The sequence below is a fragment of the Streptomyces sp. NPDC004610 genome (assembly GCF_040609715.1).
Classification (GTDB): Bacteria; Actinomycetota; Actinomycetes; order Streptomycetales; family Streptomycetaceae; genus Streptomyces.
In genome coordinates this window covers 1-23,748 of record NZ_JBEXLA010000064.1, presented here as the reverse complement: position 1 = coordinate 23,748, position 23,748 = coordinate 1, and the positions used below count along the sequence as shown (strand labels likewise).

The 23,748-nt window shown below is 68.4% G+C and carries 13 protein-coding genes and 2 pseudogenes; 8 read left to right on the top strand and 7 right to left on the bottom strand.

Annotation, left to right across the window (positions count from 1 at the left end):
- Window positions 1-73 precede the first annotated feature (73 nt).
- The 3 genes from ABZX40_RS39950 to ABZX40_RS39940 form a co-directional block, all read right to left on the bottom strand.
- Window positions 74-2,674 carry a hypothetical protein gene (locus ABZX40_RS39950; RefSeq protein ID WP_355748767.1) on the bottom strand — a complete coding sequence of 867 codons (2,601 nt, stop codon included), beginning with the start codon at window positions 2,672-2,674 and terminating at the stop codon, window positions 74-76.
- A complete protein-coding gene (locus tag ABZX40_RS39945) occupies window positions 2,674-3,354 on the bottom strand; it encodes an ABC transporter ATP-binding protein (RefSeq protein WP_355748764.1) in 681 nt (226 codons plus the stop codon). The genes ABZX40_RS39950 and ABZX40_RS39945 overlap by 1 nt, the downstream gene beginning before the upstream one ends.
- A gap of 69 nt (window positions 3,355-3,423) precedes the next feature.
- The gene (locus ABZX40_RS39940; RefSeq protein WP_355748762.1) at window positions 3,424-4,278 is read right to left on the bottom strand and encodes an IS5 family transposase; all 855 of its coding nucleotides are present in this window, start codon (window positions 4,276-4,278) and stop codon (window positions 3,424-3,426) included.
- A 332-nt stretch (window positions 4,279-4,610) separates the two neighbouring features.
- Here ABZX40_RS39940 and ABZX40_RS39935 point away from each other — a divergent pair, with 332 nt between their 5' ends.
- The 6 genes from ABZX40_RS39935 to ABZX40_RS39910 all read left to right on the top strand — a co-directional run bounded on the left by ABZX40_RS39935 (window position 4,611) and on the right by ABZX40_RS39910 (window position 10,932).
- A complete protein-coding gene (locus ABZX40_RS39935) occupies window positions 4,611-6,122 on the top strand; it encodes a PLP-dependent aminotransferase family protein (RefSeq protein ID WP_355748759.1) in 1,512 nt (503 codons plus the stop codon).
- A 225-nt stretch (window positions 6,123-6,347) separates the two neighbouring features.
- On the top strand, window positions 6,348-7,157 hold the full coding sequence (locus ABZX40_RS39930; RefSeq protein ID WP_355748757.1) for an amino acid ABC transporter ATP-binding protein: 810 nt from the start codon (window positions 6,348-6,350) through the stop codon (window positions 7,155-7,157).
- An 89-nt stretch (window positions 7,158-7,246) separates the two neighbouring features.
- Window positions 7,247-8,077: a glutamate ABC transporter substrate-binding protein gene (locus ABZX40_RS39925; protein ID WP_355748754.1), complete on the top strand. Its 831-nt coding sequence runs from the start codon at window positions 7,247-7,249 to the stop codon at window positions 8,075-8,077.
- 109 nt (window positions 8,078-8,186) lie between these two features.
- The gene (locus ABZX40_RS39920; protein WP_355748751.1) at window positions 8,187-8,876 is read left to right on the top strand and encodes an amino acid ABC transporter permease; all 690 of its coding nucleotides are present in this window, start codon (window positions 8,187-8,189) and stop codon (window positions 8,874-8,876) included.
- Entirely contained in the window at window positions 8,873-9,766 is an 894-nt protein-coding gene (locus tag ABZX40_RS39915) for an amino acid ABC transporter permease (protein WP_355748747.1), read from the top strand. Before ABZX40_RS39920 ends, ABZX40_RS39915 begins: the two co-directional genes overlap by 4 nt.
- Before the next feature lie 50 nt (window positions 9,767-9,816).
- The gene (locus ABZX40_RS39910) at window positions 9,817-10,932 is read left to right on the top strand and encodes a histidinol-phosphate transaminase (protein WP_355748744.1); all 1,116 of its coding nucleotides are present in this window, start codon (window positions 9,817-9,819) and stop codon (window positions 10,930-10,932) included.
- 595 nt (window positions 10,933-11,527) lie between these two features.
- On the opposite strand, the gene ABZX40_RS39905 is transcribed toward ABZX40_RS39910, so the two are convergent.
- Window positions 11,528-12,007: a hypothetical protein gene (locus ABZX40_RS39905; protein ID WP_355748741.1), complete on the bottom strand. Its 480-nt coding sequence runs from the start codon at window positions 12,005-12,007 to the stop codon at window positions 11,528-11,530.
- Window positions 11,935-13,160: pseudogene (locus ABZX40_RS39900) on the bottom strand (RHS repeat-associated core domain-containing protein); the annotation flags it as partial. The pseudogene ABZX40_RS39900 and the gene ABZX40_RS39905, both read right to left, overlap by 73 nt.
- A gap of 352 nt (window positions 13,161-13,512) precedes the next feature.
- Between ABZX40_RS39900 and ABZX40_RS39895 the strand changes: the two are divergent.
- Complete coding sequence (locus tag ABZX40_RS39895; protein ID WP_355748738.1) at window positions 13,513-13,953, top strand: DoxX family protein; 441 nt, start codon at window positions 13,513-13,515, stop codon at window positions 13,951-13,953.
- A gap of 199 nt (window positions 13,954-14,152) precedes the next feature.
- Here the strand turns inward: ABZX40_RS39895 and ABZX40_RS39890 are convergent, their stop codons facing one another.
- Complete coding sequence (locus tag ABZX40_RS39890; protein ID WP_355748735.1) at window positions 14,153-14,488, bottom strand: hypothetical protein; 336 nt, start codon at window positions 14,486-14,488, stop codon at window positions 14,153-14,155.
- A 229-nt stretch (window positions 14,489-14,717) separates the two neighbouring features.
- Here ABZX40_RS39890 and ABZX40_RS39885 point away from each other — a divergent pair, with 229 nt between their 5' ends.
- Window positions 14,718-22,838: a hypothetical protein gene (locus tag ABZX40_RS39885; protein ID WP_355748732.1), complete on the top strand. Its 8,121-nt coding sequence runs from the start codon at window positions 14,718-14,720 to the stop codon at window positions 22,836-22,838.
- A 27-nt stretch (window positions 22,839-22,865) separates the two neighbouring features.
- On the opposite strand, the pseudogene ABZX40_RS39880 reads toward ABZX40_RS39885, so the two are convergent.
- Window positions 22,866-23,657, bottom strand: a pseudogene (locus ABZX40_RS39880) (PQQ-dependent sugar dehydrogenase); the annotation flags it as partial.
- Window positions 23,658-23,748 lie beyond the last annotated feature (91 nt).

The window sequence follows — 23,748 nt, the reverse complement described above, 5'->3', positions numbered from 1 at the left end:
CTGCATGGGCCCGCTGGACCGGTGGTCGCTTCGCTCTCCCTGAGAACGATCCATGTTGAAAGGCGCTGTCCCCCTACCGGCGTAGAGCGAGTGTCGATCGGGTTGCGGCGAGTGCGGAGGCCAGGGCGAGAGCGGCGAGGAGCAGGCTCATCTGTCCCCAGGGAATGCTGAGCTGGAAGCCGGAGATCTGGGTGGCCAGAGCCACGGTCGGGACGATGGCGATGAAGAGCCCGAGGAGAGTGGCGGTTCCCAGAAGCAGGGCGTACTGCCAGAGGATGATGTGGCGGCCCCAGGATGGCGGGATGCCGAGCGCGATGAGGCTGTCGATGTAGGTCTTCAGTGCTCGGGTCTGGCCGCGGAGCGCGGTGAGGATGGTGGTGAGCGCAAGCAGGGCCAAGGCCAGGGCGGAGACGTAGAGCGCTGTATCAGGGACCGGTGGTTCCGGCTCGACATGGATGTAGGCGGCACGCGCGTCCATCGCGTGGTCCTGGAGAATCTGTTGCACGCGTGCGTCCTGGCCGTCGTCGGCGTCGGCGACCATGATCGGGCCCCGCACGGCGATGGGGAGGTCAAGGCGGCGGGCGGTGTCGACGAGAAGGATCCCATCCGTGCCGGCGCGCCAGCCCGTGCGTGCCAGTTCCAGTGGCTTGGAGGGCAGGGGAGGGGTTTCGCTGAGGACGCGGTCGTCCTCAGCCACCACAAGTCGGGTCGGCTGTCCTTCGGAGGGCGGGGCGTTGTCGCGGTCCGCCCAGACTAGGAGGCCGCCGCGGTTGAGCAGCGCACGCTGGTCGGCGGTAAGGGGGCGCCCGGTCAGGACGGGGACGTCGTCGGGTGAGTCGACGGCTAGGATGCCGCCGTCGTTGCCCTGGCGAGTTGTGCTGGGGACGGGGCCGGTTTCATCCACGGACTCCTTCGAGAGGCGGTGGAGTTCCACCTGGGGAAGGCCTTCGAGAACTTTGCTCTCCTTGAGCACAGCGAGCATCCGCTCGGGTGGCGCGAAGGCGCTGCCGGCCCGGTGCGCCAGTAGCACCTGGCCGGGCAGGACATCCGGTTGCACGGTGTTCTCGCTGCTGCGGATCAGGGTGTCGAGAAGGGCGAGCATGCCCAGGCTGGCACCGATGATCACGGTAAGGACGGCCAGGGCGGCCTGTGCCCGCCGTCGGTCGGCCTGCAGTTGACGGCGGGCCAGCCTGCGGCGGGCGTCACGCTCCGTGAACAGACGGGTCGCGAGTCCGAAGAACTCCGGCAACGTCAGCACCACCGCGACCGTGATCAGGGCGGTCAGGAACATGCCCTCAGAAGGGGTGTCGAGGAGTGTCGCCGTGTAGACCGTGCAGACGCACCAGACGCCCAGCGCGGCCAGCTGGCGGACATCGCGGACAACCGTCGCAGCACTCTTTTTGCGGAGATTCTTCGCCCGCGGCTGCTGTGCCGGTGACGTGTTGGTGGGGTGAGGCTGCTCACTGCGGGTCCGGCGGGCCAGGAACAGCCCCGCACCGGTCAGCACTCCGGTTGTCGCGACCAGAGCGAGGAGCTGCGTAGCAGCGCCTGTCATTCCCTCGACATCTCCCGCCGGCCGGTCTTGCAGGTACGCCAGGAGAGGCCGTAGGGCCCAGCCGGTGGCAACTCCGGCAGCGGCACCGGCGGTGGCTGCCGCCAGGCACCACGCCACGCAGGCGAAGCTCACGGCCGCTACCGTCGTGGCGGGCCGCAGCCCCACGGAGACCATGGTCTCCGTGGTGCGCCGCAGGCGCCGGTCGACGAGCCCGAACATCAGCAGCACGGCGCCAATGGGGACCAAAACGGCGGGGATGGCATATCCGGCGGGGGACTTCTCGATCCAGTAATCGGCTGCTTTGGTCTCCAACTGTGCCCGAAGGGTCGGCGGGCCGGGCAGAAGTTCCGGTCCGCCCATGGCCTCCTGTGAACTGGAGCCATCGCTGTACGACGTGAGCGTCTCTGCCACCGCATCCATGACGGTTTGTTCTGGACCCCCGGTCCACAGCAGGTACGGCTGTGCGGCCAGGGAGGGGTAGCCCTCAGCGAGGTTCGGGTCCAGACCGCTCCACGTGCCTGGCGCGGCGAGCAGGGCCGAGGTGCTTGTGTAGTGGTTATCTGCGACGCCCACCACACGCAGCCGAACGTCACCAAGCACGGTGAGCGTCTGGCCGGCCGCGGCTTTGACGTCCCCTGGGTCGCTCACAACGATCTCGCCCGGGTGTTGCGGCCAGCGCCCGGCCGTCAACTCGTACACATCTGGGTACAGGTTGGGCTTCCACTTCCCCTCCAGCAGGGTCACGTTCCGTGCCGGAGTAACGGCGAGCTGCACGTCGAGCGCGGTGAGGAAGGCGGCGGACTCGTTCGCACCGGCCTGCTTCGCCGCCTCGGCCATGGCCGGGGCCGGCGTCTTACTGCCAGGGGGAAGCGCCATCTCGGCGCTCGCGAGAGCGTCGAAACGACCCAAGTCGCGATCGGCCTCCTGAGCACCTGAGAGTGACAACGTCGACAACGCGATGAACATGGCCATCGTGAACAGACCCGCCACGAACACCGTTGAAGAGGCACCAATCCATTGGCCCTGGCGCCGACCCAGCCGCCATGCCAGTCGTGCCGCGAGCCATGGCTGCGGCAGGACCGATGTCCCCTTATCGGCCTGCTTCGGCTGCCGCGCCATCAGCGGTGCTCCAGGTGGCCGTCGACGACCTCATAAACCGAGTCGGCGAACTCCTGACAGCGGGGATCATGGGAGCAGACCACTGCCAGCACCCCCTCGTCGCACAACTTCCGCAGCAGCGTGAACATCTCCCTCGTAGCGGCCGAATCCAGCGCTCCTGTCGGCTCATCCGCCAGTAGCACGGCGCGGTCACCGGCCAGCGCGCGGGCAATACCCACCCGCTGCCGCTGGCCGCCGGACAGCTGACCTGGAAGTCGGTCCTCCAGCCCGGCCAGACCCACGCGGGCCAATTGGGCGACAGCCTCTGCACGGGCAGCAGAGGACGTATCCCCGCGCGCCTCCAGCGGCAACGCAACGTTCTCGGAGGCGGTGAACTCCTCCACCAACTGGTGGTGCTGGAAGACCACTCCGACGGCATCCAACCGCAGCCGCGCGCGCTGGGCCTCATCCGCCGCACTGACGTCGACACCGGCGACCTGGATGTCACCGGTATCGGCGACATCCAGGCCGGCCAGCAGGTTCAGCAGGGTCGACTTCCCGGAGCCGCTCGCCCCATATACGCAGACGAACTCGCCCGCGCTGGCAGCGAAGTTCACCTCCCGAGCGGCCCACACCGTCTCCACTGCCGATCGGTAGGCTTTACACAAGTCGCGCGTCTGGATCAGCGGTGCTCCGGTCATGTCGTCAGCCCTTCTGCTCTCTGAGCGGTTTAGAGGTCGTTTTCGTCCGATGTTTCATCCCGAGATGGTCTATTTGGTGGCTTTCTTTGGGTCGCGCCAGGAGATGGTGTTCTCTCCGGTGAGGCGGCGGCTCATAAGGTCGGTCATGGCGATGTGGATGACGGCTTCGGAGCGGGTGGGGAGGGTTTCGTAGTCGCGGGCCAGGCGGCGGTGGAGCATGATCCAGCCGTAGGTCCGCTCGACCGCCCACCGTTTCGGGAGCGGGGCGAAACCCCTGGTCCCGGGCTTGCGGGCGGTGATCTCCATGTCGATGCCGAGGGTCGCGGCGTGCTCGACGAGGTGCTGGCGGTAGCCTCCGTCGACCCACACCTTGCGGATGCCGGGGTGGTCGGCGGCGACCTGGTCGAGCAGCCCGGTGCCCGCAACGGAGTCCTGCACGCTCGCCGCGGTCACGAGTACTGCAAGGAGGAGGCCGAGCGTGTCGGTGACGATGTTCCGCTTCCTGCCTACGATCTTCTTGGCCGCGTCGGCGCCCTGGCCGGCAGCGGGGACGCTGGTGGAGGTCTTGACGCTCTGGGCGTCGATCACGCAGGCCGTCGGCTCGGCGTCCCTGCCCTCCTTCTCCCGCAGAAGCTGCCGGAGCAGCCCGTTGAGCTGGGCGAACACGCCTTCGTCGGCCCATTTGGCGAAGTAGCCGTAGACGGTGTTCCAGTGGGGGAAGTCGTGCGGGAGGTAGCGCCACTGGACCCCGGTGCGGTCGATGTACAAGATCGCGTCCATGATGTCGCGCAGGTCGTGCTCGGGCGGGCGGCCGAAGTCCAGAGCCCTGCCGCGGCGCTCGAACCGCCATGCGGCCAGGACCGGCTCGATCAACTCCCAGCGGGCATCGGACAGATCACTCGGATACGGACGTCGCTTCGCCATGTTTCCGGCGTACCGCTGCGGGTCGAGTGCGCCCAGGCGCGCAACCACGGCGGGCAGAAGCACGTGGCCGCGAAGACCGGGCATCCTGGGATGAGACAGGAACGGGTCACCATCCGCCCCACCCTTAACCCCACCCACCCCTCAGACACCAACCGCCCTGGTGACCTCATCTACGTCGCAACCCGACACTCCGAGAATCCACTGATAAGCGTCCAGCACAGATGAAAACGACCTCTAAGAAGCCCAGCTTTCAGCCGGCCGCTTTTCGGACATCCCGTGGTTGAATTGGTTCCCCTCATCCCCTCTGGACCGTGTGTCGATGGGAACCACCTATGGACCTGACCCCGTTGCACGGACAGCTTGACCGGAAGTCCGGCTACCCTCTGCACATCCAGCTGTACCGGCGGCTCCGGGAGGCGATCCTGGACGGACGTCTGCAACCGGGGGCGAGGCTGCCCGCCTCGCGCGCGCTGCAGGAGCAGTTGGGTGTCGCCCGTAACACGGTGCTCAATGCTTACACCCAGTTGTTCGCCGAGGGGTACATCGAGGGGCGTCAGGGCTCGGGGACATATGTCACCCAGGTACTGCCCGACGATCTGATGTCGCCGGAGCGGCGGCGGCCGTCGCCGGGTAACGGGTCCGGGTTGGTGCCTGAGGCGCCGCGGCTGCTGTCACGCCGGGGCCAGTTGCTCGCCCACTCACCCACGATGCCGAGCGTGGAGTGGCGAAGGCCGCGGCCGTTCTACCCGGGCGTCCCAGCGTACGACCGTTTCCCGATGCAGATCTGGCGCCGACTGTGGAACCAGTGTCTGACGGACCCGGCGCCCGATCTGCTCGGGTACCGGACTCCCCGCGGGTACCGGGATCTACGGGCCGCCATCGCCGGGCACCTCAACGCGGTGCGGGGCGTCGACTGCGATCCGGACCGCGTGATTGTGGTCAGCGGCTCGCAGCAGGCCATCGATCTCGCGGTACGGGCACTGCTGGATCCGGACGACGAGGTCTGGATCGAGAATCCCTGCTATCCGGGAGCCCGGAGCGCGCTGCTGGGCGCGGGTGCCAAGGTGGTGCCGGTCGAGGTGGACGACGCGGGCATGGATGTCGGCCTCGGTCTCCGGCTGAGCCCGCACGCGCGGATGGCGTATGTGACACCGTCGCACCAGTATCCGCTCGGCTCGACCATGAGTGTCGCCCGCCGTGTGCAGCTGCTGCACTGGGCCGCCGAGAACGAGTCGTGGATCGTGGAGGACGACTACGACAGCGAGTTCCGCTACTCCGGCCGGCTGTTCCCCGCGCTCCAGGGCCTGGACACCGTGGGCCGGGTCATCTACATCGGCACGTACAGCAAGGTGCTGTTCCCGGCGATCCGGCTCGGGTACATCGTGGTACCCGCCGACCTGGTCGACGGGTACCTCGCGGCCCGCGCGATCCTCGACCGGCATCCGGCCACCCTCGACCAGGCCGTCCTCGCCGGTTTCATCGCCGAAGGCCATCTGCCCCGGCACATCCGGCGCATGCGGACCTTGTACTCGGCCCGCCAGGCTGCCCTCATCGACGCCGTCTCACGCCATTGCGGCGACCTGATCAGCGTCGCACCCGACGACACTGGCATGCATCTGACCGGATGGCTCGCGCCGGGTCTGCGGGACATCGAGGTGGCTGCGCGGTGCGCGGAGTACGGGATCTCCACCCCGCCCGTGTCGCCGTACTACCACGAGGGCCGGGCCCCGCGCGAAGGGCTGCTTCTCGGCTACACCGGGTTCGACACCGACGCGCTCAAGGCCGGGGTGACCGCGCTCGCGCAGGCGCTGCGGGCGTCGGCGGCCGACGCGGGGCTGCGCTGAGCACGGCGGCTCGGGAAGCGGCCGGGCGGACCGGCCGACGGGCGGGGCGCGGCGGGCGGACCTCAGGTGGTCTCACTCCCCGGGACGGAATTGGCTCCTGACAACTGCGGCCATCTGTTCGTAACCTCGGAGCCATTCGGGCACCGGACGGCGTACGAACACACCCACACCAGGTGATACGTGCCTGGCCGCCGTGTGTCCCGGCCCGTGCCAAGGAGGAGCGCCATGACAGGTTTCGAGGATCCCGCCGCGGTCCTGACCGACTTCGAGGATCCTGCGGCCGTCCTGGCCGATGCCGGGGATCCCCTCGTGGTGCTGAGCGACGTCGACAAGTACTTCGACGGCCAGCATGTGCTGCGCGGTGTCAGTCTCGCCGTCCGCAAGGGCGAGGTGGTCGTCGTCCTCGGCCCGTCCGGCGCGGGCAAGTCCACGCTGTGCCGGGCCGTCAACCGGCTGGAGACCGTGCAGTCCGGCACGGTCACCGTCGACGGTCGCTCCCTGCCCGAGGAGGGCAGGGAGCTGGCCAGGCTGCGCGCGGACGTGGGCATGGTCTTCCAGTCCTTCAACCTGTTCGCACACCGGACGGTCCTGGAGAACGTGACCCTGGGCCCGGTCAAGGTCCGCCGGGTGCCGGCCCCCGAGGCGCGCCGGCGCGGGATGGAACTCCTGGAGCGGGTGGGGGTGCGGGACCAGGCGCACAAGTACCCGGCTCAGCTCTCCGGCGGTCAGCAGCAGCGGGTCGCCATCGCCCGCGCGCTGGCCATGGACCCCAAGGTGATCCTTTTCGACGAGCCCACCTCCGCGCTGGACCCGGAGATGGTCAACGAGGTGCTGGACGTGATGGTGGGCCTCGCCCGGCAGGGCATGACGATGATCGTCGTCACCCATGAGATGGGCTTCGCCCGCCGGGCCGCCGACCGGGTGGTGTTCATGGCCGACGGCCGGATCGTCGAGCAGGGCACGCCCGAAGCCTTCTTCACCCAGCCGCGGACCGAACGGGCAAGGGACTTCCTGAGCAAGATCCTCCCCCACTGACCCCACCCCGTCCGCCGTCGGCCTCGCGCCACCGCCATGGGCTCACCACGTTCAGCGATTGCACACACCCGAAGAACAGCCAAGGAGTCATGATGGACAGACGCATCCCGGTGATCGGTGCCGGCCTTCTCCTGACCGTGTCGCTCACCGCGTGCGGCGGTGCCGCCGCGGGCGGTGACACCGGCCAGGGCGGCACCGTCGTCATCGGCATCAAGTACGACCAGCCCGGAGTCGGCCTCAAGGAGGGTGACTCGTACACCGGATTCGACGTCGAGGTCGCCCGCTACGTGGCCGAGGAACTCGGCTACACGACCGTCGAGTTCAGGGAGGCCGCCTCCGCCCAGCGCGAGACGATGCTCCAGAGCGACCAGGTGAAGCTGGTCCTCGGCGCGTACTCCATCACCGAGGACCGGGCCAAGAAGATCTCCTTCGCGGGGCCGTACTTCGTCGGCGGCCAGGATCTGCTGGTCCGCACCGACACCACCGACATCACCGGGCCCGAGAGCCTCCAGGGCAAGAAGCTCTGCTCGGTGACCGGCTCGGTGTCGGCCAAGTCCATCAAGGACAACTACTCCACGGGGGTCCAGCTCCAGGAGTACGACACCTACTCCAAGTGTGTGGAGGCCCTCAACACGGGCAGCGTCGACGCGGTGACCACCGACAACACCATCCTCGCCGGGTACGCGACCCAGCCGCAGTACGAGGGCAGACTCAAGCTCGTCGGCAACACGTTCACCGAGGAACGCTACGGCGTCGGCATCAAGAAGGGCGACACCGCGCTGTGCGCCGAGGTCAACAAGGCGCTGGCCAACATGATCGCCGACGGTTCCTGGAAGAAGGCGTTCGACGACACCCAGGGCCGGTCCGGCGTCGAACTGGACCCCGCGGTCAACCCGCCCAAGACGGCCACCTGTTCCTGACACGGGTGTACCTGGACGTGTCCCGTTCCCTGGTTTCCCCTGATCTCCCCGGAGGGTGCCCGCACCACTCCTCCCGGACAGGTCCCGAGCACGAAAGGGCGGGCAGCCGATGGATGCCCTGCGGACCCTGCTGAGTGAGTACGACGTCATCGCCGCGTTCTGGATGACGATCAAGTTGACGTTCTTCGGTGCGCTCGGAGCGCTGCTGATCGGCACCGCCATAGCCGTGCTGCGGGTGTCCCCGGTCAGGATGCTGCGACTGGCCGGCGGGACCTATGTCACGCTGCTGCGCAACACCCCGCTGACCCTGGTGGTGTTCTTCTGCGCTTTCGGGATGCTCAACACCCTCGGCATCAGCCTGGCGGATCCCGATTCGCCGACCTCGATCGCCGACAACAACTTCCGCTGGGGCGTGGTCGCGCTCGCCGTCTACCACGCCGCGTTCGTGGCGGAGGCGATCCGCAGCGGCGTCAACACCGTGCCGCGCGGGCAGGCCGAGGCCGCGCGGGCGATCGGACTGCGCTTTGTGCCGACGCTCACCACGATCGTGCTGCCGCAGGCGTTCCGCGGCGCGATCACCCCGCTCGGCAACACCCTCATCTCACTGACCAAGGCCACCACGGTCCTCGCGACCATCGGCGTGGCCGAACCGGCGCTGATGATGCGCAACATGCTGGAGTTCAATGTCTCACTGCTGTACGCGATCTTCTTCCTCGTGGCCGCGGGCTACGTGATCCTGACCATGCCGATGGGGATGTTCTTCACCTGGCTCTCCCGGCGGCTGGCGGTGCGACGATGAACACCCTCCTTCGTACGACACCCCGCCCGTCTCCGCGCCCCGAGCCCCGGCACACCACCCCCGCTGACGCCACCGTCCTCTTCGATGCCCCCGGCCCCAGGGCCCGGGTCCGTCACCGGCTCCTCACGGTCGTCGCCGTGCTGCTGCTCGTCGCCTGTGCGGCCGTGCTGGTGCGCGCCCTGGCCGCACCGGACAACAATCAGCTGACCGCCGCCAAATGGCGCCCCTTCCTTGAGATCTCGTCCTGGACCGACTATCTGCTGCCCGGCCTGGTCACCACTCTCCAGGCGGCCGCGATCAGCGTGGTCCTCGGCATAGCCATGGGTGTCGCGCTGGGGCTCGGGCGGCTGTCGCGGATCACCGTCATACGGGTCGCGTGCGGGGCGTTTGTCGAGTTCTTCCGCGCGGTGCCGGTCCTGCTGATGATGTTCTTCGCCTACTACTGCGGACTGTTCACCCTGAACCTCACCGGCGCCGCGCTGCCGCTGTTCGCGGCCGTCGTGGGCATCACCTTCTACAACGCGAGCGTGATCGCCGAACTCGTCCGCTCCGGTGTGCACTCACTGCCCGAGGGACAGCGGGAGGCCGGTCTGGCGCTCGGGCTGACCAGCCGCCAGACGCTCACCTCGGTACTGCTGCCGCAGGCCGTGACCGCGATGCTGCCCTCGATCATCAGCCAACTGGTGGTCACCCTCAAGGACTCGGCCCTGGCCTACAACGTGGCCTATCTCGAACTCCTGCGTCAGGGCCAGAACCTCGCGACGTTCAAGGGCAACCTCATCCCCACGCTGATCGTGCTGGCCGCCCTCTACATCGTCATCAACCACGCACTCACCACACTCGCGGGCGCCGTCGAGCGCCGGCTCCGCAAGGGCCGACGCACCGTCTGAGCACGGCCCCGCCGGTACCGCACCCACCACAAGAGAACGGAATCCGTCCTGTGATACGCCCCAGCTCCACCGCCCTCGTCTCCGGCGAGGTCTATGTTCCGGGCCTGCCCGCCGAGCATGTCGTCGAGACCTACGGGGTGCCGGCCGAGGACGTCGCGAAGCTCGCGTCGGCCGAGAACCCGCACGGCGCCTCTCCCCGGGCGATGGCCGCCGTCGAGGAGGCCCGTGCCCGCCTCGACCTCTACCCCGACTGGACCGCCGGCGCACTGCGCCGGGCCATCGGCGAGAAGTACGGCTTCGACCCGGACGGCGTGGTGTGCGGCTCCGGGGAGACCGAGGTCATCTCGTTGGTGATCCGCGCCTTCGCCGCCCCCGACGAACCCGTCCTGATGCACGCGCCCTGCTTCCCCCTCTACCGGATCTACGCCAACGCCGAGGGCCGCAGACCCGTCTACGTCCCGATGGGCGAGGACTTCGATCCCCAGATCGAGCTGTACCTGGAGACTCTGCGGAAGACCGCCCCGAAGATCGCCTTCATCACCAACCCGCACAACCCCAGCGGACGGCTCCTGCCCGAGGAGGACGTGCGCAAGGTGCTTGAAGCAGCCCCCGAACACACCCTGGTCGTCCTCGACGAGGCGTACGTCCACTACGCCGAGGTCACCTTCGGCATGGAACTGCTGCGGGAGTACGACAACCTGATCGTGCTGCGCACCATGTCCAAGGCGTTCGGGCTGGCTGGCCTGCGTGTCGGCTTCGGCATCTCCTCCAACGCCGGCCTGATCCGCCCTCTGCGGCTGCTCAAGCCCACCTGGAACCTGGGCCAGGCGCAGATCGCCGGCGGTATCGCCGGCATCAACGACGACGAGCACGTGGCGCGTGCGGTACGGACCGTGGTGGAGATGCGCGAGTACGTCACCAAGGGCGTCGACGCCCTCGACGGCTTCCGGGCCGTCCCCGGCTCGCGCGCCAACTTCTTCCTCACCGAGATCCTGGACCCGGCCCTCGACTCCACCCGGGTGTTCAAGGAACTGCTGTCCCGCGGAGTGATCGTCAAGGACGGCTCGGACATCGAAGGACTCGGCGCACGCTATCTGCGGGTCGACGTCAACCTGCGCAAGCACATGGACCGGTTCCTGTGGGCACTCGGGGACATCAAGGCATAGGGCGTCGGCCCCGCGCCGATGATCCGGCCATCGCGTAGGCCCGGCCCGTCGTCCCTCCCCCGGGCGGCGGGCCGGAGCTGTCCTCAGCTCAACCCTGTTGCGAGCCCTGGGAGGCTGGCATCAGTTATCGGGCGCACGCCAAGACCTCCGACGTGCCGTTCCCTTTGGTCAAAGTAGGGTGTTTCACATAAACACCCAGGTCAGGTTCACACAACCCTCATGAGTTGCGGGTGATGCGCCGGGACGAGCCGGGCATGGTGCTGTGCGGCTGAGCCGGGTGATTTCAGCCTGGCGGTCCGATTGCCAGAACACGCGGGATGGCTCCGTCGGGTGGGCAGTTGTGGGATTGGTTCGCGGCGCGAGCCTTTCGGATGGGGGACAGAGCGTGGCGGTGGTTCTTCTATGGCGCGGGTGAAGGCCGGTTCGGGTAACCGGGGATCCAGAGCTGTATCGCCCGCCGTCGACGGAGAGCGGGACGGGTCACAAGCGATCGGTTGGGCGTCAAATCCAGGCAGTGGGCCGCCCATGGCCATGGCAGCGGGGCGTGCAAGGGCACAGTTCGGTCCATCCGCTGATAGTTCGGTTGCGTGATTCCTCAGGGCGCGATGTTCTGTGCTACGAGGAGGTAGTCGAAGTAGAGCGGGAATCCGGTCCGTGGATCGGTTGGGAAGTCCTGGCTGCTGGCGTTGGCCAGGATGATGTTGTAGTCGGCGATGCCGTCGAAGCCGGCGTCGTTGTAGTCGATCGAGTGTCCCCGGCTTTCGATCTCGCGGCGCAGGCTTTTCTTGGGTGTGCGGAACATGTCGAGGCCGTCGAGCACGACGTGGGTGTCTTCGTCCTCGTTGAGGAACCGCCACAGTTCGATGCCGTCCAGTTTCTCCCCGGCGTCGAAGATCAGCACGATGCGCAGTGTGAGGTCGGGGAGCCTGACGACGTACTTGCCCGGTGGGCGGCTGCCTTCCGGGCTGTGTTTCACGGTGGCGCCCAGCCCCTGTGCTGTCGTCATCGCCTCGTCGAAGGATGTCCCGAGCTGGAACGCGCCGGCGCCGACGTGGGGGGTGGTCTCGATGTGCATCCTGGTCCTTCTGTGTGTGCTGGACCGGCCTGGTCCGTCGGGGGCCAATTGAGCAGGGCGGCCGTGTCGATTGTCCACCCGTGGTTGGTGAGCATCTTCTGCAGTGGTTTGTTGTGCTGGAGACTGTCGACCATGTCCTGGATGTGCTGGTCGTATTTGCCTGGGAAGCGGGATTTGATGTCGTCGATGTCCATCCGCATGGCCTCGGTGAGGCGGCCCTGGTCGATCAGCTCCCGCTGCCACTGGTGCCATGCCTGTGTCTCGCGGCTGAAGCCGGTGCTGTAGAGCTGGAGGTGGTCGTCGCGGTCCATGCGTATCGCGGGGCCGCGCCGGACCTCCTGCTCGTCGTGCGGTCTGCCCGCGCGGTAGAAGCCCGGATCGGTGATGTCCTTCCACGCTGCCTTGGGCGGGATGTGGTTGACCTCGCGGCTGCCGGTGGGCATCGGGTTGCCGTCGTCATCGAGGTTCGCGGGCAGCAGGCCGCCGTACCAGCCGCCCAGGACCGTGCATCCCTTGGAGATCAGCCCCTCGGGGTCCATCGCGGTGTGGGGGTTGACGACGTAGGTGGCCGGGTTGGGGGCGGGTACCAGGCCCAGCGGGTCCAGTGAGGCGTAGCGGCCGGTCTCGGGGTCGTAGTGCCGGTTCAGGTTGTAGTGGAGGCCGGTCTCCTGGTCGTCGTACTGGCCGGGGAAGCGCAGGGGGTGTAGGCGTCGGCCTCGCGGTTCCAGGCTGTCAGTCCCCAGACCGTCGAGCGCTGGTACCAGGCGATGTGTCCCTGTTCGTCGATGAGTTCGGTCGGTGTTCCGACGAGATCGGTGACGATGGCGAAGAAGCGGCTGTCCACGTCCGGCTGCGGGGAGTCGGGTGTCAGCCGGCGTTCCAGCTGCGAGATGGGGCGATATCCCTCGTAGTCCCAGGTCAGGGTGACGCCGGACGAGGTCTCCGTCTGTTCGGCGAGCCGGGTGGCGTCCCAGGAGAAGCGGACCGTGGACGCGACGGTCACCCCGTCGGGGGCCATGCGCTGTTTGGCGGTTCGGCGGCCCAGCGCGTCGTAGGCGTAACGCCACACCGTGCCGTCGGGAGTGGTGCAGGACTCCAGCCGGTCCTCGGCGTCCCAGGTGTAGCGCCAGGTGTCGGGCTTGCGGGACACACGCCGAGGCGGTCCTGACCGTCGGCGGCGGCCGGATCGTCTACGCCGCCGCCGAGCACGAGGGCCTCGACGAAGCCCTCCCGCCGCTCAGCCCCTCCTGGAGCCCCATCGCCCGCTTCGGCGGCTACCAGGCCAGCCCGCCCCCGTCGGCGGGAGCCCGCCAAGCCGACCTCGTGGCCCAGGCCGTCGCCGAAGGCGAGCAGCACCGGCAGTGGCGGGCCACGCGCGGCCTCGCCGCCCCCCAGCAGCAGCCCGCGGCCCTCGACCCGTGCTTCGGCCCCTGACCCACCCCGGCAGCGGTCCGCCCCCTGCTCGCCCCACCTCACCCACCGTTCACCCCTCGAAAGGAACACCCGTGTCGGACTTTAACTTCGACCCCGACGCCGTCACCGCCGCGCCCAGCCGCGACCTGCTCACCCCCGACAACGCGATGATGCTGTTCGTCGACCACCAGCCGCAGATGTTCTTCGGCGCCGCCAGCGCCGACCGCGTCGCCGTCATCAACGCCACCGTCGGCGGCGTGATGACCGTCGCGCTCACCGTCAAATGGCCCAACGGCCTGTGGGTGCAGCACGACGGCTACGAGTACCCCCTCATCCTCATCGGCATCGCCACCACGCTCGCCCTCACCGGGCCCGGCCGCCTCTCCGCCGACAACGCCCTGGGCCTGCCCCACTGGCCCGCCTGGTCGGCCTCGGCCGCACTGGCCGCAGGCCTCGTCGGCGGCCTCGCCGCACGCGCACTGCTGCACCACTCACCCGCGCCCGCAACCCAGGCGCCGCCGAGGTCCCCGTGACCGCACCCGAGCACAACGCGCCTATGCCCATGCCCCCTCTCCGTAAGGATTCTCGATCATGACCGGCCGTCCGTTGAGCCGACGCCACACCCTCAAGGGCGCCGTCGGCGCCGCCGCAGCCCTCACCGTCGCCGACGCGATGCGCCGGCCCAGCCGCTCGGGGGTGGGCACGGTCAGGGCTTGCGGCTTCCGGCTTCCGTCAGTGCCTGCCCGACCGGTTGATGTCGGACAGGTTCTGGTCCTGCTGGCTCTGGAAGTCGTCGGCGCTGGTATTGATCATGTTGCCGGACTTGGCAATGGCGCCGACCGAGTCGTGGAGCGCGTCCGAGATCCCCTCCTGTATCGGGATCACCTTCTCCAGCACGGCCCTGACCGTCGGGTCCCGGTGGTCGTCGAACGTGGCCTTGGACGGGTACTGCGGGTACCGGTCGTAGCTCGTCAGGATTCTGTCGCAGAGGTTCGCCACCTGGTCGGTCGGCCGGCTGCCCCGCTTGATGCCCTCCGGGGACACCGCGAACGTGTTGTGATCAGACATGACACTCACCTAGCTGGAGCTTGATGCTCCGGTTGAGGAGAGTACGACATCAAGGTCACCGGCGGTGGCATGGTGACCCCTCTCACCTGGGCGACGGACCCACTCCGCCGACCGGGTGCACCATGATGGGCTTCCCGATCGGGTAGAGGTACTGCCTATAGGGTCCGAGGACAGCCGGTACGACCAGGCTCTGCGCGTCCGGCCGGAGATCCGGAAGTAACGTCGCACCATGGCTTCGGATGCTCTCAACGGTCTGTTCCTGGTACTGACCGGACAGCAGATGCCAGATGCCGATTCGGCGTTGATGCGGGAGTACCTGTCGGCTCCGCAGCGGGAGCTGGCGGATCACCTCGTCCAGTTGCAGGAACTGCTGGTGCAGGTGGCCAAGTCGGTGTCCGGTGAGGCGGACGGCGAGTTCAGTACGGCGTACTACCAGGCGATGCTGACACTGGCTTCGCCGGACGGTCAGGCGGCGCTGGAAGGGCTCCGGGACGCGGCCCGGCAACTGGGTGACTTCGCGGAGGAGTCGGCGTACCAGGTCGAGTACATGAATCTGATGATCCCGCTCCAGCTGGGGATGTTCCTGGTGGAGTTCGCGACGACCCTCGTCATGGCGATCTGGAATCCGGTCGAGGCGATGATCCGGCAGGCGCTTCTGCGGGCGGTCTACCGGAACATCCTGAACAGCCTGGTGTTCAGGGTGGTCTCGTCCATCGCGACGCAGCAGGTGTTGCAGGTCGGGCTGGCGGTGGCGATGGACCGGCTGGCGCAGTGGATGCTGGCGCGGGACGGCAAGGTGTCGGCGTACGGGAACACGTATCTGGCGCAGGCGGCCGGGTTCGGCGCGGTGGCCGGGTTCCTGGCGGTGCCGGTGCAGTTCGGGGCGTCGTGGCTGGCGCAGAACCTGGTCAAGTGGATGGGCAAGGGCACCCGGGACGCTCTGTTCAACGGGCTGTACGACGCGCTCACCAATCGGCCCGGCCTCAAGAACCTCACCGAGGACGCCGCGGACGATGTGGATGATGCGGTCGGTGGCACTCCGTCCCCCGTGCCGCGGTTCCGTCCGGATCCGGACCTCAACGGCTTCACGGGCCAGGGGTCTCCCCCCGTCCGTCGTGCGGATGGTCCGGACACGGCGTTCGCACGGGACTTCGCGGACCGGGTGACGGACGTGGCGCACCGGATGTCACGGGACAGCGATCCGGTCGGAGCGGGGAAGTCGTTCGTCGACGACATGGGGGCCGTCTTCGCGCGGCGTCTCCGAGACGACATGGGCAGCGACGATCTGGCGCGGGAACTCGGGGAGGACTGGGCGGGCACCTTCCTGGCCCACCTCACCCGCAACGACCTGGGCGACTCACTGAGGTCGGTGCTGGACGGGCGGCTGCCGCTGTCGTTCGGCAACGATGTCGTACGGGCCATGTCCACCGCGGTCGGGGACCTGTTCACTCCGCGCGGCTGGACCGGCAAGTTCCTGGCGTTCGCGATAGACGGCATCGGTGACGGGGTGATCGGTGTCGGCTCGGAGCTGATCTTCAACGCGATCGCGTTCGGGCAGGTCAGTGTGAGCGCCTTCGGGTTCCTGACCTCCATGACGAGCGAGCGGGCCGCGGAGGGTTTCAACTTCGGCGCGGAACGGCTGGCGAGCGGATTGAAGTGGCTTCGACTCGATCTGGGCCTGAAAGCGGACCTGAACATCGCCACGGAGATGGACCTGGCCATGGGCATGGGCCGGGACATAGGCATGGGCCGGGACATAGGCATCGGCCGGGACATGGGCATCGGCCGGGAGAAGGTCGGGCCGCTCTCGACGATGAGTGCCGACGACGGTTCCGTGGCCGCCCCGACACCGGTCAGCACAAGCACGGGCAGTGTCGGCGGTGGTACTGCTGGCGCGCGGGAAGCGAGCCTCCTCCCACCCGCTCGCCCCCTGCTCGACCACCCCACGCTCACACCGATTCCCGTCCACCCGGTCGACATCGACACCGGCCCGTTCTCCGTGCCGGGCCCCCCGGACGCGCCGGGCAGGGCGCAGAGCCTCACCACCACCCCGTTCAGCCCCGGCGGCACGCTCTTCGATGTACTGGCGCCCACCACGAACGGGATGGGCGGCGAGAACGGCGACACCGGCGACACCCTGTCACCGACGTACCCGACCGTTCCCGAGGCGGAGAGCCGCAGCGACAGGAACGGCCACACGAGCAGCGATAGCCACAGCCACAGCAGCGCTGACGCCGACACGGCGACCCCCGTACCACCCACCCGTACCCCGGAAGAGCCACACCCCCAGGAACAACTGCGGCGTGCCGCCCTGCGGGAGGCGGTGAACAACGCCGCCGCCGACGCCCGCCGGGAGTACCTGGACACCATGGCCGAGCGCCGCGGCGACACCGCCGACCGGGAGGGACGGGCACAGGCCCCATGGACCCGGATCCAGCCGGCCCAAGTCCCACCGACTCAAGTCCCATCGACCCAAGTCCCGCCGACCCAAGTCCCCCTCCACCTCATCAACTGCGTACTCCTGCTGGAACACCTGACCCGGCATCTGTACGCCGACAGCGGCCCCGTCCGGGAGGACGATCGGCTGCCGGGCCGCGACGGCGTCCGCGCCGCCCCGCCCGCGCGGGCGGTGGACGACATCGATATCGGCCGGGACAGCGACGGCCGCGCGCATGAACTCGGTCTCGACGAGGACCACGCGCTGGCCGTGGGCACCACGAACGCCGAGCAGCGGCTCGCGCCCGGCCCGGGGTGGACCACCGTCACATCCCCGGCCATGGTCCAGACCACGCTCATGGCAGCCGAACCCGGCTCCACCGCGCTCATCCTCACCCAGCGCGACAACGAACCCGGTCACGCCTACGCCGCTCACCGCACGGAGACCGGCGTGCACTGGGTGGAGATGCAGTCCGAGACGGGTGACGGCCCCCGGATCCGGGAGGATCAACCCCGTCGGTGGCCCGGCCTGCTGCCCGATCCATGGTCGGCCCTGCCGCCGGGCCACACCCGTGCCGTCATCGTCGGCCCCGACGGCAGGGTCGCCCCCGGCGCCTTCCTGGCCGACACCGAGCACCGGCGGAGCCACCTCGCGGCCATCCTCGACCCGCCGAGGGACAACACCTATGGAGCCGCCGGCCGTCGCACCGCTGCGCCACCACCGCCGCCGCCGATCCCCGACTCCGTTCTTCCCTCACCGGACATACGCCTCGCCATCCTCCGCAATCTCCACCAGAAGCAGTTGGGGAAGGCCCTCGGGGTCACCGACAACACCGTGATCAGCTGGGCAAAACCGCGGGGCCCACGGCAGGCAGCGGAGCGGCTGGACTGGGTGACGGTGTTCGCCGTCATCATGGAAGTGCACGCACTGGACACCTTCGACGCGGACGGTCCCGAGCGGGCCTGGTACGACGAGGTGACCGCTCTCCAGGCGGTCCAGGACCATCTGGAGGAAATGCGCCCCCGCGTGTACCAGCACATCGTGGTCCTCCCGCCGCAGCAACTCCGCCGGGGACTGGCCTCTGGCGTCTCCGCCGCGACTCTGGACAGCCTCGTCCAGGTGGCCACGGGTACCGTCTCCCGCTGGGAGAGCGGGCGTCAGCAGCCCGGGGGCACCAACCGGGTGCCCTATGTGGCCGTACTCACCCTGGTCATGGACTTCTTCGGGCTGGACCGGTTCGACGAGGACGCCCCCGAACGGACCTGGTACGACGCGGCGATCCAGAACCACGAGGTGCAGCGGGCCAGGACCGAGCACTTCGACCACGTGGACGCCCGTCTCACCGAACTGGGCCACGGCCGCGGACAACAGGACGGCAGCGACGCCCCGTCCGACAGTGAGCGGTCATCCGACAGCGCGGACCCGTCCGACGAGGAATCCGACGAGGACAGGCGCGAGCCGGACCCGGTCCGGCTCCACGATCCCTGGACGCCGGCCGTACCCGACACCGAGCCGCTCTTCCTGCCCGACACACCTCCCGCTCTCTCCCCCGCCGGTGACATCGCTCCTGAGCAGCCCCACCGCCGTTCCAGCCGCCGCCAGACCGTCCGCGCCCGCCGCGGGCGCGACACAGACGAAACCGTGGCCGGGCCGAGCAGACAACGCCCCCCGTCACGCCCCCTGTCAGACCCCCCGCTGCATCCACCGCTTCCCCCGGGGGACCGTAACGACATACTCCGCCATGTCACCGTGAATCAGGTGGCAGCCGCCTTCGGTATCACCAGGAACACGCTGGTGAAATGGGGAAAGCCGGGGATGCCATCGGGCGGTCGGCCGCTCTTCGTGGCGGCGTTCGCCCTCGTCATGGAGATCCATGGCCTGGACACCTTCCACGCCGACGGTCCCGAGCGGGCCTGGTACGACGAGGTGACCGCCCGCCCTGCGATCCACACCCTCATGTCCACGCACCGTCCGCAGATGTACCGACATGTGGTGGTCCTCCCCCCAGCGGACCGGCGGTGGGCACTGGCCAAGGGCGTCGCTGCCAGGACCCTGGACGGCCTCGTCGGAGTCGGCACCGGATCGACCTCCCGCTGGCAGAGTGGATCCAAGGATCCGGAGGGGCCCAACCAGGCGCCCTACGTGGCCGTACTCACCCTGGTCATGGACTTCTTCGGCCTGCACCGCTACCCGGCCGACCGGGCCTGGTACAACCTGGCGATCGTCAACGAGGCCGTGCAGCAGGCCAGGGCCGAGCGCGGCGACCGCGTGATCAGCGTCCTCACCGGACTGGGCCACATCTCCGGAGAGCGGAGCGACAGCGTGCCGCCCGCCGACGGTGGCCGGGATCCGCGGCAGGTCACTCTTCGCGACCCGTGGACAACGGCCACGCCCAGCCCCGAGCCACCCGCCCCTGCCGCTCCCGCCCCTCCCGCTCCGTACGTCCCTCCCGCCCTGCCTGCTCCGTACGTACCTCCCGCCCCGCCCCCGACGCACGTACCTCCCGTGCAGGCCGCGAACGAGGCCATGGACGTAGCCCTGGATCTGGGCCTGGACGTGACGGCGCAGACCGGGGAGATCGTCCCGGCTCTTCCCCCGGGAGGGCCACATCAGCGCATACTCCGCTACATTCCCCTGGACCACGTGGCAGCCGCCCTCCGGGTCACCGGGGACACTCTGCTGGGCTGGGGAAGGCCCGACGCGTCACCGAGCGGGCAGACGCTGTACGCGGCGGCGTTCGCCCTCGTCATGGCGGTCCATGATCCGGACACCTTCGACGCCGATGGTCCCGAGCGAGCCTGGTACGACGATGTCACCGACCACCCCTGGGTGCGCCTCCTCATGGATGCGCTCCGTCCGCGCCTGTACCGGCACGCGGTGATCCTCCCGCCGCAGGATCGGCGCCGGGAACTGGCCCCGGGCGTCGCCGCCAGGGACCTGGACCGCCTCATCGGAGTACCGCTGAACACGGTCGCCCGCTGGCACAAAGGGACCGGAGGAGAAGTACCCGGGCACCGCCAGGCGCCCTATGTGGGCGTGATCACCCTGGTCATGGACTACTTAGGTCTGCACCGGTACACCGCCGACCGGGCCTGGTACGACATGGCGACCCTCAACTACGCCGTGGGGAGGGTCAGAGCCGACCGCCGCGATGATGTGCGCGCCCGTCTCACCGCAGTGGGCCTGACCCGCGGGCGGCAGTACGACGACGCGGCACCCGCCGACGGTGGGCATGAACTGGAGCCCGTACATCTCCACGACCCCACCCGGACGACCGGGGCGGGACCGTCGACCGCTCCCCTCGCGGCGTCCCCCACCCTGTCGGGGACGGGCGACACCGCACCCGCCCCTGCCGCCGTCACCGGATGGGACGACGACGATGGCCTTGAGTACCTCACTCCCGAACCGCCCGTCATGCCCTCCCCTCCCGCCCTCCCCCTCACCGACGACGCCGCGCCACAACCGTTCTCCCCGGCACCTCAGCCAGAAACCACGGACCACTTCACCGACTTCTTCGACGTGGCCCCACCCGAACTCTGGCTGGATCAGACGCCGTGGGACACGCAGGACTTCACCGGAGACACGGCTCAGACACCGGACATCGACTTCGACGCGGACATCGCTATGGACCCCGCTATCGATATGGACGCCGGTATCTACATGGATGACCACGTAGATATCGACATGGATGCCGACCCCGAAGCCGAAGCGGTGCCCCTCGCCCAGTGGTCGGCGAGCGAGACGGACCCCACAGCGAGGATGCTGCGCCACCTGGCCGACGAAGGCAGAAGTCTGGGGCGGACACTCACAGGTACCGTCGGGGGCGCCGATTCCTTCTTCGAGGCGCTGATCCTGGCGACCCAGGACATGCCGGAGAACAGACCCACTGTCATGCGCCGGAACGACATCCGCAACTACCTCGCCGATGACCTGGCCGATGACATGTCCGACGACGGTCCCGGGAGCGCATGGGCGGCCTTCCGGCATCGGCTCGTCGCGGACGACCCCGCCGACGCCCCCGACACTGCCGCCGGCGACTCCCCTTCCGGCGGCGATCCCCGCCCCGCGTTCATCCACTTCGTCCGAACGCCCGGACTGTGGAGCACCCAGGCGGACACCTTCGTTCCGTACGTCGCCGCCCATACGCTCAACCTGCGAATACACGTCCTGAGCGTCAGCCCCGACAGTGTCGCCGGGGCCCGGCCCGTCACCACCGCGACCTATGGGAGCCAGGGCGCCCGGCAGATCTGGCTCGCCCACCTCCCCGGCCAGTGGATGGCGCTCCCCCTGACCACGACAGACGCCGACGACCCCGGCGACCCGCTTCCCCCCATCCCCGAGACAACGGAGCAACGCACTCGTGTGCGCGGCGGCATCAGCCGCGCCGAATTCGGTGTTCTTGTCTCAGTCACCGGCAACACCATCAAAAGATGGGAGGCCGGGAGCGGCGTCAGTGAGGCGATGGCGGTGAATTACTCGGCGGCGTTGGCCCTGGTTGCCGAGCACAACCTGCTGAAGAATCCCCCGGAGGACGCAGAATTTCTTGAGCGAGCGCGTAATCACAACGAGGTGAGCGCCCGCATGGAGGAAATCCGCGCGGACGTCCTGTCCTATCTGCTGCCCACGCCTCTCCCGGTAAGTTCCGAGCAGCGTACCCGCCTGCGCGGTGGCCTCAGCATTCCTGAATTCGCCCGGATCGCCGATGTTGTGGAGTCGAGCCTCATCGGGTGGGAGCACACAAAGACTCCGCGACGCAGAGGCGCTGCGAAGTATTCTGCCGCGCTGGCCGTGGTCGCTCAGTACAAGCTGGAGACCGAAGCAGCCGATCTGACCGACGAAGACACGGAGTTTCTCCTCCGGGCCATCGCTCACCCCGAGGTGAGCACCCGGATGGGGGAGATCAGCGCCCGCATGCGACGGCTGCTGAGCGGCCCCGAGAACGATACGCAGGAGCCGGGTGCCTCCACCGACCCGCCGGCCCCGGCCCCGCTCCCGCCACCCACCACGGCACAGCCCTCCCGGAAGCGAAAGCACCCCGGCGGCGACGAGGCACCGGTCCTGCGCAGATCGAAGCGCATCCAGGCCGGCGCACAACCCGCCGCCTCGGCCCCGTCCCTCCCCGCGACCCACGAACAGCGAATTCGCCTCCGTGGCAGCATCAACCGAAGCGAATTCGCAAGAGTCCTCAAGGTGTCGTACCAGGTCTTGTATGCATGGGAGACAAAGACAGGGCCCACATCTGAGCAGGTGGTCGCGTATGTGGCAGGGCTGGCCGTGGTCGCCGAACACCAGGAACTGACCAACCCACGGGAAGACGACAGGCTTTTCCTTCGGCAGGCACTTACTCACCGCGATGTGACAGTGCACATGGAAAAGATCCGCAAGAAGATAGAGGCCCTCCTGTCCATTCCACCGCTGCCTGCCACCTACGACCAGCGCATCCGGCTGCGTGGCGGCATCGGCACGAGTGCATTCGAGAGAATCATCAAAGTTGCCGAGAGCAGCGTGTACCGCTGGGAGACGAAGGAGAATCCGGGGGGCGTGAACGTGGTGCCGTACACGGCGGGACTGGCCTTGGTCGCCGAGTATCTGTCATGGAACGACCCGGCCCAACTCACCGAGGAGGACACCGAGTTCCTCGGCAGGGCATACGCGCATCATGAGGTGGGCCTGGCCATGGGGAGATTCCGTACCCAGATGCACCAGAGCCTGGATGCCGTCCTGGGGGTCCGGCCGCCCGCGTCCCCACAGCCCGGCACCCGCACCGGCTCGCAGAATCTGGCGGATAACGTCTTCCGGACCCTGACGGACGAGATGACACTGACGGACGAGATGACACTGACGGGCGAGATGACACTGACGGGCGAGATGCTGCCGCCCGACCCCGGACCCTCCGGCCACAACGGTAGGTAGCCGCGGGGGAAGGTCCGGGAATCGTCGTCACGCCGGGTCGATACGGAAGACGCTGCCGCCGATGGCGAGCACATACAGTTCGCCCTTGCCGTCCTGTGCGAACGAGATCAGCTCGCCGCCGTTGACCACGTGGTCGTTCACGGCGGTCACCTCGCCGTTCTTCAACTTCAGGGAGCGGATGGTGCCGTCGCAGTAGTCGCTGTACACGTACTGGCCCTTGAGGGCCGGGATCGCGCGGCCCCGGTAGACATAGCCGCCGGTCACCGAGCAGCCCCAGTTGGTGCGGTCGTACTCGTGGACCGGGGGCACATGGTTGGCCGGTTCCGTGCCGCCGCGGAAGGGATGGGTGCCCTCCATCTGGCCCCAGCCGTAGTTCTGTCCGCCCTCGCTGTCCGCCGGGGCCCAGTCGATCTCCTCCCAGTCGTTCTGGCCGACGTCACCGAGCCACAGGTCGCCCTTGACGGCGTCGAAGGAGAACCGCCATGGATTGCGCAGCCCGTAGGCCCAGATCTCGTCCCTCGCGTTCGGGTCGTCCACGAACGGGTTGTCCGGCGGGATCGCGTACGGTGTGCCGCCCCTCGGGTCGATCCGCAGGAGCTTGCCGAGCAGCGTGTCGAGGTTCTGCCCGTTGCCGTGCGGGTCGCCGCCCGAGCCGCCGTCGCCGAGCGCGAGGTAGAGATAGCCGTCGGGGCCGATCTTGATGTCGCCGCCGTTGTGGTTCGGGTAGGGCTGTGTCTGGGTGATGACCGTGCGCCGGGTCTGTGGCTGGATCTTGCCGTGCCGTACGGCGAACTCGTCGACGGTGCTGGTGCCTTCTAGGGCGTGTCTTCAATTGATCTTGCGTGGTGGATCATGGTCGGGTGATACGTCGTCATGAGCTGTCTGATGAGGAGTGGGAGTTCCTCCGTCC